15 protein-coding genes and 2 pseudogenes are annotated in these 15,144 nt (G+C 67.5%); 9 read left to right on the top strand and 8 right to left on the bottom strand.

Annotation, left to right across the window (positions count from 1 at the left end; translation table 11 throughout):
* Window positions 1-35: 35 nt before the first annotated feature.
* Window positions 36-1,019 (bottom strand): LacI family DNA-binding transcriptional regulator, encoded by a 984-nt coding sequence (locus tag ACFWUU_RS38310; RefSeq protein WP_380183285.1) that lies wholly within the window; start codon window positions 1,017-1,019, stop codon window positions 36-38.
* A gap of 76 nt (window positions 1,020-1,095) precedes the next feature.
* On the opposite strand from ACFWUU_RS38310, the gene ACFWUU_RS38305 reads away from it, so the two are divergent.
* Together ACFWUU_RS38305 and ACFWUU_RS38300 are read left to right on the top strand one after the other, a co-directional pair.
* Complete coding sequence (locus ACFWUU_RS38305) at window positions 1,096-2,400, top strand: acyl-CoA dehydrogenase family protein (RefSeq protein WP_380183284.1); 1,305 nt, start codon at window positions 1,096-1,098, stop codon at window positions 2,398-2,400.
* Window positions 2,400-3,602: an acyl-CoA dehydrogenase family protein gene (locus tag ACFWUU_RS38300; protein ID WP_380183283.1), complete on the top strand. Its 1,203-nt coding sequence runs from the start codon at window positions 2,400-2,402 to the stop codon at window positions 3,600-3,602. Before ACFWUU_RS38305 ends, ACFWUU_RS38300 begins: the two co-directional genes overlap by 1 nt.
* A gap of 39 nt (window positions 3,603-3,641) precedes the next feature.
* On the opposite strand, the gene ACFWUU_RS38295 is transcribed toward ACFWUU_RS38300, so the two are convergent.
* On the bottom strand, window positions 3,642-3,947 hold the full coding sequence (locus ACFWUU_RS38295; RefSeq protein ID WP_380183282.1) for a tyrosine-type recombinase/integrase: 306 nt from the start codon (window positions 3,945-3,947) through the stop codon (window positions 3,642-3,644).
* A 451-nt stretch (window positions 3,948-4,398) separates the two neighbouring features.
* Here ACFWUU_RS38295 and ACFWUU_RS38290 point away from each other — a divergent pair, with 451 nt between their 5' ends.
* Entirely contained in the window at window positions 4,399-4,950 is a 552-nt protein-coding gene (locus ACFWUU_RS38290) for a hypothetical protein (RefSeq protein WP_380183281.1), read from the top strand.
* 393 nt (window positions 4,951-5,343) lie between these two features.
* On the opposite strand, the gene ACFWUU_RS38285 is transcribed toward ACFWUU_RS38290, so the two are convergent.
* The gene (locus tag ACFWUU_RS38285; RefSeq protein WP_380183280.1) at window positions 5,344-6,291 is read right to left on the bottom strand and encodes an NmrA/HSCARG family protein; all 948 of its coding nucleotides are present in this window, start codon (window positions 6,289-6,291) and stop codon (window positions 5,344-5,346) included.
* A gap of 62 nt (window positions 6,292-6,353) precedes the next feature.
* Between ACFWUU_RS38285 and ACFWUU_RS38280 the strand changes: the two genes are divergently transcribed.
* Window positions 6,354-6,512: a hypothetical protein gene (locus ACFWUU_RS38280; RefSeq protein WP_380183279.1), complete on the top strand. Its 159-nt coding sequence runs from the start codon at window positions 6,354-6,356 to the stop codon at window positions 6,510-6,512.
* On the opposite strand, the gene ACFWUU_RS38275 is transcribed toward ACFWUU_RS38280, so the two are convergent.
* From ACFWUU_RS38275 to ACFWUU_RS38265, 3 genes are read right to left on the bottom strand one after another with little or no spacing between them, the layout of a single operon-like run.
* The gene (locus ACFWUU_RS38275; protein WP_380183278.1) at window positions 6,495-6,908 is read right to left on the bottom strand and encodes an ester cyclase; all 414 of its coding nucleotides are present in this window, start codon (window positions 6,906-6,908) and stop codon (window positions 6,495-6,497) included. The genes ACFWUU_RS38280 and ACFWUU_RS38275 overlap by 18 nt on opposite strands.
* Window positions 6,905-8,134: an amidohydrolase gene (locus ACFWUU_RS38270; protein ID WP_380183276.1), complete on the bottom strand. Its 1,230-nt coding sequence runs from the start codon at window positions 8,132-8,134 to the stop codon at window positions 6,905-6,907. The genes ACFWUU_RS38275 and ACFWUU_RS38270 overlap by 4 nt, the downstream gene beginning before the upstream one ends.
* The gene (locus ACFWUU_RS38265) at window positions 8,131-8,934 is read right to left on the bottom strand and encodes an alpha/beta fold hydrolase (protein WP_380183274.1); all 804 of its coding nucleotides are present in this window, start codon (window positions 8,932-8,934) and stop codon (window positions 8,131-8,133) included. The genes ACFWUU_RS38270 and ACFWUU_RS38265 overlap by 4 nt, the downstream gene beginning before the upstream one ends.
* Window positions 8,935-9,328: 394 nt before the next feature.
* On the opposite strand from ACFWUU_RS38265, the gene ACFWUU_RS38260 reads away from it, so the two are divergent.
* Entirely contained in the window at window positions 9,329-10,717 is a 1,389-nt protein-coding gene (locus ACFWUU_RS38260) for an FAD-binding oxidoreductase (protein WP_380183271.1), read from the top strand.
* On the opposite strand, the gene ACFWUU_RS38255 is transcribed toward ACFWUU_RS38260, so the two are convergent.
* Window positions 10,638-10,928, bottom strand: a complete 291-nt coding sequence (locus ACFWUU_RS38255) for a response regulator transcription factor (RefSeq protein WP_380183269.1) — start codon at window positions 10,926-10,928, stop codon at window positions 10,638-10,640. The genes ACFWUU_RS38260 and ACFWUU_RS38255 overlap by 80 nt on opposite strands.
* A 44-nt stretch (window positions 10,929-10,972) precedes the next feature.
* Window positions 10,973-11,803 (bottom strand): alpha/beta fold hydrolase, encoded by an 831-nt coding sequence (locus tag ACFWUU_RS38250; protein ID WP_380183267.1) that lies wholly within the window; start codon window positions 11,801-11,803, stop codon window positions 10,973-10,975.
* Between the two features lie 195 nt (window positions 11,804-11,998).
* Between ACFWUU_RS38250 and ACFWUU_RS38245 the strand changes: the two genes are divergently transcribed.
* From ACFWUU_RS38245 to ACFWUU_RS38230, 4 genes and pseudogenes are all read left to right on the top strand, one after another.
* The gene (locus tag ACFWUU_RS38245; protein WP_380183265.1) at window positions 11,999-12,727 is read left to right on the top strand and encodes an alpha/beta fold hydrolase; all 729 of its coding nucleotides are present in this window, start codon (window positions 11,999-12,001) and stop codon (window positions 12,725-12,727) included.
* A gap of 91 nt (window positions 12,728-12,818) precedes the next feature.
* Window positions 12,819-14,180, top strand: a complete 1,362-nt coding sequence (locus ACFWUU_RS38240; RefSeq protein ID WP_380183263.1) for an FAD-binding oxidoreductase — start codon at window positions 12,819-12,821, stop codon at window positions 14,178-14,180.
* 175 nt (window positions 14,181-14,355) lie between these two features.
* A pseudogene (locus ACFWUU_RS38235) lies at window positions 14,356-14,592 on the top strand (hypothetical protein); the annotation flags it as partial.
* A gap of 10 nt (window positions 14,593-14,602) precedes the next feature.
* A pseudogene (locus ACFWUU_RS38230) lies at window positions 14,603-15,133 on the top strand (glutaminase); the annotation flags it as partial.
* Between the last annotated feature and the right edge of the window lie 11 nt (window positions 15,134-15,144).

Raw genomic sequence — 15,144 nt, 5'->3', positions numbered from 1 at the left:
TCCTGCCCACAAGGGGTTGTCCGGCGCGGGTTCGGTTAGCGGGTGGTGCTCTCCCGGACGCGGAGTTCGTAGCCGGCCATCCGGTGTTGCGGGACGTGATCGTCGTCCAGCTGCTCGTCGAGGAGGTCGAGCGCGGTGCTCGCGATGTCGTCGAGCAGCGGTGCGATCGTGCTGAGCGTCGGGGTCGACAGGCTGGACTCGACGATGTCGTCGAAGCCGATGACCGACACGTCGCCCGGTACGTCGATGGTGTTGCGCTGCAGCGCTCGGAGGGCGCCGAGGGCGGCGGAGTCGTTCATCGCGAAGATTCCGTCGGGGCGCAGTCGGTCGTAGGTGCGGGCGATCGCGTCGGTGGCCGCGGCGGTGGTCCAGTCGCAGTCCACGATCAGCGCCGGGTCGAGGTCGACGCCGTGTTTCTTGAGCGCGGCCTGGTATCCCTGGCGACGCAGTTGGTACGAGCGCCGCGGGCCGTGGTTCGCGCCGAGCAGGAGGATCCGCCGCCGGTCGGTGTCGAGCAGATGCGTCACGGCCGCCTGCGCTGCCTCGCGATTCTTGATACCGACGTGGTCGATCGCGCTGCCGGGCTCACGGTCGCCGACCAGGACGACCGGGTGCGTACTGCGCTGGTCCGTGCGGCTGAGCGAGACCGCGCTCATGATCACGCCGTCGGTCAGGACGTCGCCGCCACCGCGAAGCAGCTCGACCTCGAGGTCGTGGCGGCCGCCGGTGGTCTCGACGAGGATCGTCGTACCGCGGTCGCGGGCGGCGGCGATGACGGCTTCGGCGAGGTCGGCGAAGTACCGCTCGCGGAAGGTGGGGACGGCCAGGGTGACGGTGCCGGTGCGGCCGGTGCGCAGGCGGCGGGCGGCGGTGTTCGGGCGGTAGCCGAGGGCGTCGAGGCTGGCCTGGACGCGGGCGCGGGTCGCGGGGGAGACGTGGACGTAGTTGTTCACCACGTTCGACACGGTGCGCTGCGACACGCCCGCGTGGCGGGCCACGTCGGACATGCTGACCGCCACTGCTGCGCTCCTTCGGACCGGTCGGGTCAGGCTACCAGCGTGACCTGGGTTGTAACTTCGGTTTACAGTTGGCGGTATGAGCCTTCAGCAGAAGACCCGTGGGCGCCGGGACGCGATCGGGGTCGGCGTGGCCCTGCTCAACAAGCTGGCGCGGTCGCGGGCGATCGACCGGTTCGGCTTGCGGAAGCCGGCCGAGCGGGCGGTGTTCGAGGCGACCAAGACCGGATTCCGGACGGCTGGTGCGGTGTCTCGGCGGTTCTCGGCTGTCTCGAAACTGGCCGCGCCGTCGCGGCTGCCTGCGGCTCAGGGGACCGGTCGGTTCGACCTGACGCCGACCGAGGACCAGCAGATGATGGTCGACGTCGTGCGGGACTTTGCCGCCGACGTGTTGCGGCCGGCTGCTGGTGCGGCCGACACGGCGTGCGCGACGGAGGCCAAGGTGCTGGAGTCGTCGGCCGAGCTCGGGCTGAGTCTGATCGAGGTACCAGAGGAGCTCGGCGGGATCGTCACCGAGCGGTCCGCGATGACCGGCGTACTCGTCGCCGAGGCTCTCGCGCATGGCGATATGGGGCAGGCGGTCGCGTGTCTGGCGCCGTCGGCGGTGAGTACGGCGATCTCGTTGTGGGGCGATGAGACGCAGCAGGCGACGTATCTGCCGGCGTTCACTGGTCAGACCGTGCCGGCGGCGGCGATGGCGCTGCTGGAGCCGCGGCCGGTGTTCGATCCGTTCGCCTTGCGTACGCGGTACACGGGCGGGCTGCTCGACGGCGTGAAGTCGCTCGTACCGCGCGGCGCCGAGGCGGAGTTGTTCGTGATCGGGGCGCAGACGGACGCCGGGCCCGGGTTGTTCGTGGTGGAGGCGGATCATCCGGGCGTGGTGATCGAGGCGGAGCCGTCGATGGGGTTGCGGGCTGCGTCGTTGAGCCGGGTGATCCTGACGGACGTGCCTGCGGTGCCGTTGGGGTCGCTTGACGATTACGCGGAGTGCGTGCGGTTGTCGCGGCTCGGGTGGTGTGCGTTGGCCCTCGGTACGGCGCGGGCGGTGCTCGACTACGTCACGCCGTACGTGAACTCGCGGGAGGCCTTCGGCGAACCGATCAGTCATCGGCAGTCGGTGGCGTTCATGGTGGCGAACATCGGGATCGAGCTCGAGGGCATGAAGCTGGTGACGTACCGGGCCGGATCGCGTGCTACGCAAGGGCTTCCGTTCGCCCGCGAGGTGGCGCTGGCGCGGCGGTTGTGCACGGAGAAGGGCATGCAGATCGGGACGGACGGCGTACAACTGCTCGGTGGACATGGCTTCGTGAAGGAGCATCCGGTGGAGCGCTGGTACCGCGATCTGCGAGCGATCGGCGTGATGGAAGGGGCGGTGCTGGTCTGATGATCAACCTCGAGACTCCGCGCAAGTTCCGGGCCTTCGTCAACCAGGCGCACCAGGTCGCGGCGGAGATGCTGCGGCCGAACTCACGCCGGTACGACCTGGCTGAGCACGAGTACCCGGTCGAGCTGGACATGCTCGCGGCGATGGTCGACGGATTAGGTGCCTCAGGCACCGGTTCGGGCGCGGGTGCTTCCGGCGTACGACGTAGCGGGGCCGACGCGGACGGGGTCGTCAACGGGTCGAACCTGTCGTCGGTGCTGTCGATCATGGAGATGTGCTGGGGTGACGTCGGACTGCTGCTGTCGATGCCGCGGCAGGGACTCGGCAACTCTGCGATCGCGTCGGTCGCATCGGACGAGCAACTGCAGCGGTTCGACGGCGTGTGGGCCGCGATGGCGATCACCGAACCGGACTGCGGGTCCGACTCCGCGAACATCCAGACGACCGCGCGGCTGGATGGCGATGATTATGTGCTGAACGGCGAGAAGATCTTCGTCACCGCCGGCGGTCGCTGCGACGCCGTCGTGGTGTGGGCGACGCTCGACAAGACGCTCGGCCGCGCCGCGATCAAGTCGTTCGTGGTCATGAAGGACACGCCCGGCATGACGGTCGAACGGCTCGAACACAAGCTCGGCATCCGCGCGTCCGACACCGCGACCATCCGCTTCGACAACTGCCGCGTACCACGCGAGAACCTGCTCGGCACGGCCGACATCGACAAGGGTTTCGCCGGCGTCATGCAAACCTTCGACAACACCCGCCCACTGGTCGCCGCGATGGCCGTCGGCTGCGCCCGCGCCTCCCTCGAGCTCACGCGCGACCTGTTGGCCGAGGCCGGCGTAGAGGTCGACTACGACCGCCCCGTCCATCTACAGCCCGCCGCAGCCGCGACGTACCTCTCAATGGAAGCCGACTGGGAAGCCGCCTATCTCCTCACCCTCCAGGCCGCCTGGATGGCCGACAACGCCCAACCCAACTCCCTCCAAGCCTCCATAGCCAAAGCCAAAGCCGGCCGCACCGCCAACGACGTCACCCTCCGCTGCGTAGAACTAACCGGCACCCTCGGCTACTCCGAACACCACCTCCTCGAAAAATGGTCCCGAGACAGCAAAATCCTCGACATCTTCGAAGGCACCCAACAAATCCAACAACTAATCGTCGCCCGCCGCCTCCTCGGCAAAACCTCCGCCGAGCTGAAATAGCCTTGTTCTAAGGGATGACCGGTCCGCCCTGACCTTCGATCAGAGCAGACCGGGGCCTCGGTCGAGGTCCTCGAGATCTCGGCTGTGATCGGCCCTACTCCGTGACTGCTCCGTCAGCCGCCGAGCAAGTCGCTCCAGCCGTCGGTCGACAGCCTGGCGGGCGCGGTCGTACGACGACGGCAGCATATGGGTGTACATCTGAAGCGTGAACCCCGGATCGTAGTGCCCGAGATACTCGGACAGCTCCTTGATGTTGACCCCGTCAGCCAGGGTGATGCTGGCAAAGTAGTGGCGCAGGGCATGCATTCCTGCAGTGCCGTCGCTCTTGAATCGTCGACGGCCCATAGGCGCCGATGATGTCGGTCAGCCAGACAGCGAGCTCTGACGGCAGGATGCTCTTGACCATCCGCCGCCCGAACACAGGCTGCACATGAAGCCGCCACTTGGACTCGTACTGGATCTCACTGGCCGGGTCCACCGCCCACGACTTCGTCTCGAACGCTCGCGACCGCTCCTTCCCAAGCGGATCCGTCCAAACCCCCAGCCACCGCTTCCCCTTCCCCCACCGCTTCTCGTCCCGCTCCCGCTTGACCTTCCCGTCAGGCTGTTTGACCGCCTTCGTCCACTGATCCTTCGCAACGCCACCCACGGCCTCCTCAACTGGAGCAGTCGATTTGAGAGTTGCTGATCTCCAGATGCTCCAGCGCTGTGACGTGCCTCGCCTACGTCGATTCTGCGGAGGGCAGATTTCGTGGATGCCTAGGCGGCTGGAGCTGAAAGGTGGAACTATCCGGTTATGAGCGAGTCTGAGGACGTAGTGAGTGCGCGGCTGGTGGCAGTGTTCGACGAGGCTGACGCGACGCTGGATTGGGTCGAGTTGTCGGAGGGGCCGGCTGTGGTGCGACTGGCCAGGTTGCGTCAGGCACTGGTAGCCGCGGGCTTCGGCAGTTTGGCGATCGCGGCGATGACTCTCACGGTCGAGGGCGGGCCGGCAGTGCCGGTAGTTGTGAGCCGGAGCTGCCGAGAGGCTACAGACCTGCTCGACGATGCGATCGGTCCGCAGCTGGCTGCGCGGTGGCGAATCGACGCTGTCGCGGATCAGCTCAGTCCGGAAGGGCTGGGAATCGGTTCGGAGCCGGTCAGCGTTGCGGTGATGGAACAGGCCCTGGCCAGGATCGAGTCGATCATCGACCGAGCGGTCGGCGCGCTCGAGCTGATCGCTGAAGACGATTCCGTTCTGCCGGAGTTGCGTGACGCCGCCGCAGATGCCGTTGTTGTGTTCGACGATCTCGAGGATCTCGACGACGTCGCCACCACCCCTGGTCCAGTACCGTCCCAACAGGACTGAACTCGGCCCAGCTCGGGAAGCTACTTGTAGATCGTCGAGCGGCAGACCCCGAGCAGTTTGGTGATCGAGGTGATGTGGCGCGCCGTGGTCGTGACTTCAGCTGGCCGGGCTGTGACAAGGGGCTCTGGGCACACATGCTTAAGCGCCTCGTGCCAGCTGGGACCAGGAGCTAGCTGGCCGCCCCGCGTTGCGGCCGCCGCCTCTCCGGCAACTCATCCCTGCGCCTGGATCGGGGTGTATCGCCTGGACACACAATGGGGTCCGCCTCCTGACACGTCAATGAGGCGGGCAACATGGCCACGATCCTGGCGCCCCGGCTGCGCGGCCCTCATCTGCACCGTCGGTCATTCCGCAGTTGTCGGGCGTCATTCACATGCCTCGGACCTGATCGGCTCAGTGCACTGGGATCCGGTCTTTGTTGGTGGCGAGCCAAGTGCTGAAGCTCTGTAGGGCTGGGTTGAGCGTGCGGGTCTGCTCGATCGAGAAGTCGCGGGCGAACATGTCCGTCTGCTCGCTGAAGTACTGGAACATGTTGGCAAGGTCGTCGGCGCCGGGGAAGCCGAACGCCGCGAACTGTGCGTACGTCGGCGACTCGTACAGCACGGTCTCGCCGAATGCGTCCTGCATCGCCCGCGCGACCTCGTCGCCGGTGAGCTGGTCGCCCATGATGCGCACGGTCTGCCCGACCATTTCCTGGCCCTGCTCGAAGATCGCCAGGGTGCACCGGCCGATGTCCTCGGCGGCGATGAACGGCAGCTTCCCGCGGCTCAGAGGCAGACCGAGGGTGAGCACGCCGGCGCCGTTGCGCTTCGGCTCCAGCCCGAAGTAGATGAAGTTCTCGTAGTAGAAGACCGTCTGCAGGAAGGTCGTCGGTACGCGGCGCTCGCGGAAGAACTCGTCCGCCTCAGCCTTGCCGTCGAAGTGTGGGACCTTGAAGCGCCCGATGCTCGGCATCCGGTCGTCGTCGAGTGGGTACTGCGGCCTCGTGTCCGGCAATGTCGACCAGATCACGTGCTCGACGCCCGCGGCCTTGGTCGCCTCGGCGAGAATCTCGGCCTGTTCCAGTTCCTTGTCCGCGGACAGGTAGTCCCAGTAGAAGGTGACGCAGTACGCGCCGTATGCGCCCTTGAAGGCCTGGACCACGGATTCCTCGTCGTCGAAGTCGACCGCAACGACGTCCGCCCCGAGATCGGCCAGCGCCCGCGCCTTCTCCGAGTCGACGTTCCGGGTCAGCGCCCGGACGGCGAACTGGCTGTCCGGGTCGGCCAGGATTGCGCGGGCCAACCCGCCACCCTGCGCCCCGGTCGATCCAACGATGGCGATGATCTTCTTGTCCGGCATCAGAAATTCCCTTTCCTAGAGCTGATAATGGTGTGGTTGACCCGGGACAGGTTGTCCGGGTCGTGTGCTTTCTTGACGGCGAGAACCCGCTCGAAGCGCTCCCCGCTGAAGATCTCGGCGAGCCGAATACGGCGAACCACGTCGCGCCTCAGCGGTACGACGTCGTCGTACTCGAGGGCGGGAACAAGTTGAGAGTCATGGGGTCACGCCGATTCCTGTGAGAGTTGTCGCCGCACGGATTCGCGGTCGGAGAGGAACCACACTTCGGTGAACCTGCCGTCGGTGATTCGGTAGTGGGCGAACTCGGACGCAGTGACGGTTCGGTGCGTCGGGGCGAATTCGTCGTACGGGCCCTCGTGGGTGCCGGTGGTGGTGAGCCGGGCCGCGATTCGGGTGCCGTCGGTCAGCAGATCGTCGAGGCGCCAGTGCCAGTCGGGGAAGGCCGAGAGCAGGCGCTTGATGTCCAGCAGGTGGGCGTGCCGGTCGCAGTGGATCCCGTTGACCAGCAGGGATTCGGGGTAGAAGTGGACGAGGTGCTCGAACCGGCGTTCGTTGAGCGCCGCGAGGTACCTGGTGTAGCGGGCCCGGAGATATGCGGCGGTCGGCGGCGGCATCATCGGAGATCCCGTGGTGCCGCCGGTGGCGGGCCCAGCCGGTGGAACGCGGCGACGGTGAGAGCCTCGACGGCGGTGGTCAGGGTCGGCTCGATGACCGGTGCGAAACCGGGGGAGTGCGGCACGAGGCCGGCGGACTGCGGTCCGAGCGCACCGAGGAACCAGAACACTGTCGGGATTCCGAGGGCTGCCCCGAAGGCGCCGACATCCTCACTCGCAGTGCGGAGTCCGGCGGGCACTACTTGGTCCGCGTCGAAGAAGTCCGCGAAGGCGGCGGCGAGGTCCGCGGCGGCTTCGGGGTCGTTGGTCAGGACGGGAGATCCTGGGTGCCAGGTGATGGCGGGTTCCAGCTCGGCTCCGGCGGCCGCTGCTTCCGCGCGGACGATCCGCTCGACGGCGTTCTTGACGAGGGTCTGCACCTCGTCGGTGTAGGTACGGATGCTGATCCCCAGTTCCGCGCTCGTGGGGATGATGCTGTCCTTCGCGCCGGCGACGATCCGTCCGACCGTGACGACGGCGATTTCGGTCGGCGGCACTTCCCGCGCCACGATGCTCTGCAGCCGGACGACGACGTTCGCGGCCATCAATACCGGATCGATCGCGTCGTGCGGGCGAGCGCCGTGACCGCCGCGCCCGAGCAGCGTCACGGTGGCGGAGTCGGCCGCCGCCATCTGCGGACCGCCGCCGATCTGGAGCTGACCGGCCGGAGCCGACGTGACGTGCTGGCCGAGGACGATCTCCGGAACCGGGAACCGCTCGAGCAACCCGTCGGCGATCATGTCCTTCGCTCCCCGAGCCAATTCCTCGGCCGGCTGGAAGATCGCGACGACGGTCCCTGACCAGGAGTCCAGGCAGCTGCTCAGGACCGCGAGTGCACCGACCAAAGCGGTCGCGTGCAGATCGTGGCCGCAGGCATGCATCACCGGTACGTCCCGACCGGACGAGTCGACGCCACGCTCCCTACTGGCGTACGGCAGCCCCGTGTTCTCCTCGATCGGCAGTGCATCGAAGTCCGCTCGTATCATCACTACCGGGCCGGGTCCGTTACGCAGTACGGCGACGACACCCGTGCCGCCAACGCCCTTGGTGATCTCGACCTTCAGCGGTTCCAGGGCGGACGCGATCCGGTCCGCCGTACGGAACTCCTGCAGGGAGAGCTCGGGGTGTTCATGCAGCTCGCGATAGAACCCGGCGAGCTCCTCGGCCAGGCCTGGTGGCAGCAGGGTCATGGCCGGCCGGACAGGATCTTGGCGACCTCGGTCGGGTGAGCCAGGTGCGGGAAGTGGCCGCTGCCGCGCACCACGGTGACGGTCAGCTGGGGCAGCAGGCTCTCCAGCCAGGTGCGGTAGTGCGGACTGAGCTCGTCCCCGCTGATGTGGTGGTACGGCGTTCCGTTGGCACGGATCGTCTCGAGGTCACGGATCCGCCGGGCCGCGAGCTCGTCCGGGGGGAGCATCATGATCTCGTTCCAGTAGCCGAGGAGCAGGTCCTGCCGCGGTGTCGTTGCCGTCCGCAACAGTTCTTGCGCGGCCGCCGGCAGCATGTCGATCTTCAGCTGGGACAGCAGCGACTCCCACACATCCCGGTAGGCGGTGCCGCGCAGCTCCACGTCGACGCCACGCAGGAAGTCGCCGAAGCCGCCGACCAGCAGTGGCTGGTCGATGTTCACGACACCGCGGACCGGGTACTGCCCGGCGTACGTCGTGGCCAGCGCGCCGCCGAGCGAGTGCCCGACGACGATCGGCGCGGTGATCCCGGCATCCTCCACGGCCTGATGGATCGCGGTGCTGACCTCGTTCGCGCCGTACGACGCGAGCGGTCCCGAGTCGCCGTGTCCGGGCAGGTCGACGGCGAGCACGCGGCGACGGTCGTCGATCGTCCGGAGCTCCTCGAGCACCGGGTTCCATTGCTGCCGGTCGTAGGTGAGCCCGTGCAGCAGCACGAGTGGCGCCCGCTCGTCGTCGACGCCGTAGCTGTCGCCGGCAAGTCGGCCGTAGCGGGTGGGGTCCGACATCTGTCGCTCTGTCATGCCACCAGGTTCTCGACGTCGCGTATACGTCCGATGGACACGCCTGCGACAGGCTGCCCAGTGCGAGCAGTTGTATATCGGCCCGGGCGAATCTTCACGACGCAGACCCCGGGAGCCGTCACGATGAACGGCGGTGCAATCGCATCGACAGGACCGTCAGTCGTGACGAGCGGATTCGGCAACGATGACACCACCGTGGCGATTCGGGGATTGCAGAACGACCAGGGCAACAGCGTCATGTGGTACACGCGCCTACCAGAGCGGCATCTACGGCAAGTTCACCAACAACCTGAACTAGTTGCACCGAGGCTTTTGCCAAACAGGCCGCGCCCGGGCTCGGCGCATCTGATCGGCTGTCTATCAGCTGTAGATCGGCCCGCGGTCTGCTGTCCCCATGGAATCCAACAACACTCGAGAAATTGAAGCCGTCCTCCGGGCGCTGTCGCTGGACGGAACGCTGGTACTGCCCGGTGATCCGGACTGGGATGCGGCCCGGCAGGCCTGGCACGTGAACCTCGATCAGCGGCCCACCGCGGTGGTCCGCGCCGGATCGGAGTACGACGTCATCGCTGTGGTCGATGCTGCCCGTCAGCTCGGCCTCCGGGTTGCTCCGCAGACCACCGGCCACAACGCCGACCCGTTGGGGTCGCTGGCCGGCACAATCCTGCTGAAGACCTCGGCTCTGCGCGAGGTGAACATCGATCCGGAGGTGCAGGTCGCGCGGGTCGAGGCGGGCGCGCTCTGGCAGGACGTGACCGAGGCAGCTGAGCGCCACGGTCTGGCGGGTCTGTCCGGCACGGCGCGTGACGTCGGCGTAGTCGGGTACCTGCTCGGCGGCGGACTCAGCTGGTTCGTCCGCTCGCACGGTCTCGCGACGAACTACATCACGGCCGTGGAGTTGGTCACCGCCGACGGCAAGCTGCGCCGCGTGGACCACTCCCACGAGCCGGATCTGTTCTGGGCCGTGCGCGGTGGCGGCGGCAGCTTCGGAATCGTGACCGCGGTCGAGTTCCGGCTGTTCCCGATCGAGCAGGTGTACGCCGGCGTGCTGTGGTGGCCACGTGAGTCTGCCGAAGAGGTTCTGCAGGCGTGGAGGCAATGGACCGCGAGCGTGCCGCAGGAGATCACCTCGATCGCGCGGCTGCTGTCGATGCCGCCGCTGCCACAGATCCCCGAGCCGTTGCGTGGCAAGCAGTTCGTGATGGTCGAGGTGAACAGCGAGCTGTCCAAGGACGAGACCGACGAATGGCTGGCGCCGTTGCGGGAGTTGAAGCCGAACATGGACACCTTCGAGCCGATGAAGCCCAGCGACCTGTGGATGCTGCACATGGATCCTGAGCAGCCGGTGCCCGGTGCCGGTGAGGGTGCGCTGCTGAGCGAGCTGCCGGCGGCCGCGATCGACGCGATCCTGGCGAACGCCGGGCCTGCGCTCGCGACCGTCGAACTGCGCCACCTGGGCGGTGCAGCCGCCGTCCCCGCCGTCAACGGCGGCGCGGTCTCGGCCTTCGAGGCTGGGTACTCGCTTCTGACCGGCGGGGCCGCCTTCGACGAGGAGAGCACCGCGGCCACCAACAGCGCGGTCGATCTGCTGCTCGAGTCGCTCACAGCGTGGCTGTCCGAAGTCGGCTACCAGAACTTCGTCACTTCTCCGGTCCCGGGCGACGTCATGTTCGGCGCCGAGGTCTACCAGCGGTTGCAGGACATCAAGGACGAGTACGATCCGGCGAACCTGATCCGCGCCAACCACTCCATCGAGCCGGGCTCGGGTCTGCGTCCGGCGTGAAGTCGAGCAGGCCGAGGCGGGCCACCGCCATACCGGCCTGGAAGCGGCTGGTGACGCCGAGCAGGTCGTAGATCTGACTGATGCGCCGTCCGACCGTCCGGCGGCCGAGGTTCAGCCGCCGGGCGATCGACGCGTCGGACAGGCCGGTCGCGAGCAGGCCGATGACCTCCAGTTGCTCGGCGGTCAGCACCGGCGATGTGGTGGTCCCCATGCCATCCAGGTGACGTGGTCCGGATATACGGGCGATGAATGCGTTCAAGTCAGGAAGGCCAGGAGAGCGCGGTTGACCTCGTCAGCATGGGTCCAGGTGATGCTGTGCGGGCCGCCCTCGACGGTCACCAGCCGGAGGTCGTCGAGCACCGTCCCGAGCCGGTGCGCGGTGGCCTGGATCGGAAGGATGCGGTCGTCCGCACCGTGGAGTGCCAGCACGGGTACGTCGATCGTGCGCAGGTCGTTGCGGAAATCGGTGCTCCAACTGTCGACGCATCCGAGCATCGCGAGCGGTGACGCGTCGGCGGCCAGGATGAACGCGGCCTGCCAGGCCTGGTCGCTGATGCGGGTGCCGCCGAGGAGGTCGACGTTGTAGAAGTCGTTGAGGAGATCCTCGAGATACGCGTACCGGTCGTCGGTGATCGCAGTCCTGATCTCGTCGAATCTCTCCCCGTCGAAACCCTGCGCGTTCTCGTCGCTGCGCAGCAGGCACGGCGGCAGCGAACCGATCAGCACCGCTTTCGCGACCCGCGCCGAGCCGTAGGTGCCGAGGTACCGAACGATCTCGCCGGTGCCCATCGAGAACCCGACGAGAACGGCGTTCTCGAGTTCGAGCCGCTCGAGCAGCGCGTGCAGGTCGGCCGCCAGGGTGTCGTAGTCGTAGCCGATCGCCGGCCGGTCGGATCGGCCGAAGCCACGCCGGTCGTAGGTGACCACCCGGAAACCGGCCTCGAGCAGCACCAGCTCCTGTCGCTCCCACGACCTGCCGTCGAGCGGATATCCGGGCACCAGTACGACAGGCTGCCCGGCACCGTGGTCTTCGTAGTACAGCTCGATGCCGGCGTTGTTCTCGGTGCCGACGATCAGTCGTCCCATCGCTCAGGCCCTCCTCGAAGGGTGTGCTCAGGAGAACTGTTCCGCTCGCGTGCGCGACGCCGCTAGCGTCGAATGACTGACCCCGCCCGGGGCGCCGCAAGAGTCGTCATCTGACGCAAGCGCGGCCCCGCGTGGCGCTCGTACCGTCGTTCCGACAACCCGGCGCGACCGCGCGCCACAGTCCGAGGAGTCCCCATGGAGAATCAGCAACCGAAGCCGACGATCGTGCTGGTCCACGGTGCGTTCGCCGACGCGTCCGGCTGGAGTGCCGTCGCCGAACGCTTGCGCGCGGCCGACTACCCGGTCCTTGCCCCCGCCAACCCGCTGCGCAGTTTGAGCGGCGACGCCGATTACATCGCCAGCGTACTCACCTCGATCGCCGGCCCGATTATCCTGGTCGGCCACTCGTACGGCGGAGCTGTGATCACAAATGCCGCCCGCGGCATTGCGAACGTCAAGGCCCTGGTCTACATCTCGGCTTTCGCGCCGGACGAGGGCGAGGACATCTTCGCGCTCACTGGCAAGTTCCCGGGCAGCCTGCTGCCGGTGAACACACTCACCCGCCCCTACCCGAACGGTTCGACGGAACCAGGCGTGGACGTCTACCTGAGTCTGGAGCACTTCCACGAGGTCTTCGCCGCCGACGTCCCGGCCGGCATCACCGAGCTGATGGCGGTGGAGCAGCGGCCGCTTGCGCTTGCCGCCGGCAACGAAGCGTCCGGCGCGTCGCCGGCCTGGTCGACGATCCCGTCCTGGTATCTGGCCGGGCGTGACGACATGGCCATCCCGTTCGCGGCCCAGCAGTTCATGGCCAAGCGCGCGCAGTCGCATCTGACCGAGGTGGCCGCCTCGCACGTGCCGATGATCTCCCAGCCCGCCGAGGTCACCGGCGTGATCGTCGACGCTGCGCGCGCGACCGCCTGAGGGACACGTTCATCCGGCATATATCGCCGGTGGCTGAGATGAGATCTGGAGCCCACGCCACCGAGGCGCGAGGCCGGAAGAGGAGTACAGGATGAACACCAAGAGTCCCGTGGCCGCGGTCGCGGACCTGCTTGCCGCGCAACTCGGCGCCGAGCGGGTCCTGCTGCCCGGGCCTGCGTACGACGACGCGCTGCCGATCTGGAACGGCGCAGTCACGTCCCGCCCCGCACTACTGGTGCGTTGCCGTTGGGTGAGCGACGTACAGGCCGTGGTCCGGGCCGCACGCGAGCACGGACTCCCGTTGTCGGTGCGCGGCGGCGGTCACGACTGGGCCGGCCGGGCTCTGCGTGACGGCGGTGTGGTCGTCGACTTGTCGGAGATGCGCTCCGTGGAGGTCGACGCCGCTGCGCGGATCGCCACCGTCGGTGGCGGTGCCGTGGGAGCCGATGTCACCGCCGCGGTCGAACCGCACGGCCTGCTCGCCGCGACGGGGACCGTCGGTGCGGTCGGTCTGACCGGCCTCACGCTGGGCGGGGGCTACGGCCCGCTGATGGCGAACGTCGGTCTGGCGCTCGACAACCTCATCGGCGCGGACGTCGTGCTGGCCGACGGCCGGTTGGTGAGCACCGACGCGAACAACGAGCCGGATCTGTTCTGGGCGTTGCGCGGCGGCGGCGGGAACTTCGGTGTGGTCACCTCGCTGCGGATCAAACTGCACCCGATCAGCCAGGTGATCGCCGGTCTGATCTTCTTCCCGTGGTCGCAGACCGAGGACATCTGGGACGGGTACGTCGACCTCATCGCCGAGGCGCCGGACGACCTCACGGTGCAGACCGGTGTACTCACGGGGCCCGACGGGAACCCGACCCTGTACATGGCGCCGGTCTGGAGCGGGCAGGACCTGGCCTACGGACAGAAATGGATCGACCGGTTCCAGCAGCTCGGTACACCGCTGATGGCGCAGGTTGCCCCGATGCCGTACAGCGCGTTGCTCGGCCTGTTCGACGCACAGATCGCGAACGGTCGCCACTACGAGATCAAGACTCGGCCGCTCGGCCACCTCACCACCGGAGCCGTTGCCGCTCTGATCAAGGCCGGTGAGGCGAAGACCTCTCCGACATCGGGAATCGTGCTGCATCACTTCCGTGGTGCGGGGACCCGCGTGCCGCTGGGCGAGACTGCCTTCGGTCTGCGGCGGGAGCACTTCACGGTCGAGATCGTCGCGGCGTGGGAGCCCGACGAGGACGCCGAGCTGCACCGCGGCTGGGCTGCCGAGACCTCGGCGGACCTCGAGCCGTTCGCGTTGCCGGGTGGCTACCCGAACCTGCTCGGGCCGGACGAGACCGCGCAGATCGCGGAGGCGTACGGCGAGAATGCCGAGCGTCTGCTGGCCGTCAAGAAGCAGTTCGACTCCGATGGAGTCTTCACCGCGACACCGTTGCCGCCCCAGTGAAAACCCACTGACCGCCGCGCGCGGTTTGGTTCTCAGATCCTCTCGGAGCCGCGCGCGGCGACTCGCGTGGGCACAGTTCCCGGTGCCCACGCGAGGCCCACCCACTGTCACGACCATCTGGACCATCAGGAGAAAGGCCGACTCATGAGCGCCGCCGGCCTCACCGGGACCGATCGTGTCTACCGGAAACCTGTACGACTCGTTCGACCGGGACGACCACGACCGGGTGTCTCACTGGGCGATCCTCGCCCGGCTGCAACAGGCGGGGTTGTGTGCCGACGACGTACGCATCCAGGAAGCGCTGACCGGTCTGGACCTGGCCGACCCGACGGCGAAGAAGGTCGACTTCGCACAGTTCGTGGAGCTGGCCCGGCACAACAGCAGCCTGATTCAGCGCGCCGTCGAAGGCGACCTCGCGGTCCCGGACTTCTCCGAGCTGTGCCGTGTACCTGTCCGAGCGGCAGACCGCCGACCGGAACTTCGCTCTCGGCTATTCGATGCGCGAGAGCGGCGCGTTCCCGGCCGGCACCGATCTGCAGGAGACACTCGAGTTCTACTTCCAGTCGTGCTCCGCCGGCACGGTTCAGCACTGTCTGTCGTTGATGTCGTCCTGCGGCATGTACGACTTCTCCGGCGAGTTCGCCTTCACCATCGGGCTGCCGGCCAAGAGCGGCGTCTCCGGCGCGTTGATGGTGGTCATCCCGGGGCTGATGGGGATCTGCATCTGGTCTCCGCGGCTCGACCAGCACGGCAACTCGGTCCGCGGGATCGAGTTCTGCCGCAAACTCGTCGCGGAGTACAACGTGCACGTGTTCGACTCGTTGGCCGGCAACGGTACGACGGCCAAGCGCGACCCGCGCCGGAAGAAGAACCAGAGCCGCATCGAAGGTGTGGTTGGGCTGACCTGGGCAGCGAACCCCGCTCCATCTCGCTGCGGCCGCACACCGAGGTAGTCGAGTTGCTC

Origin of the sequence: Kribbella sp. NPDC058693, from assembly GCF_042715335.1 — a bacterium.
GTDB lineage: Bacteria > Actinomycetota > Actinomycetes > Propionibacteriales > Kribbellaceae > Kribbella > Kribbella jiaozuonensis.
Note: the sequence above shows the minus strand (reverse complement) of the source record. Positions and strands in the feature narration are given on the sequence as shown.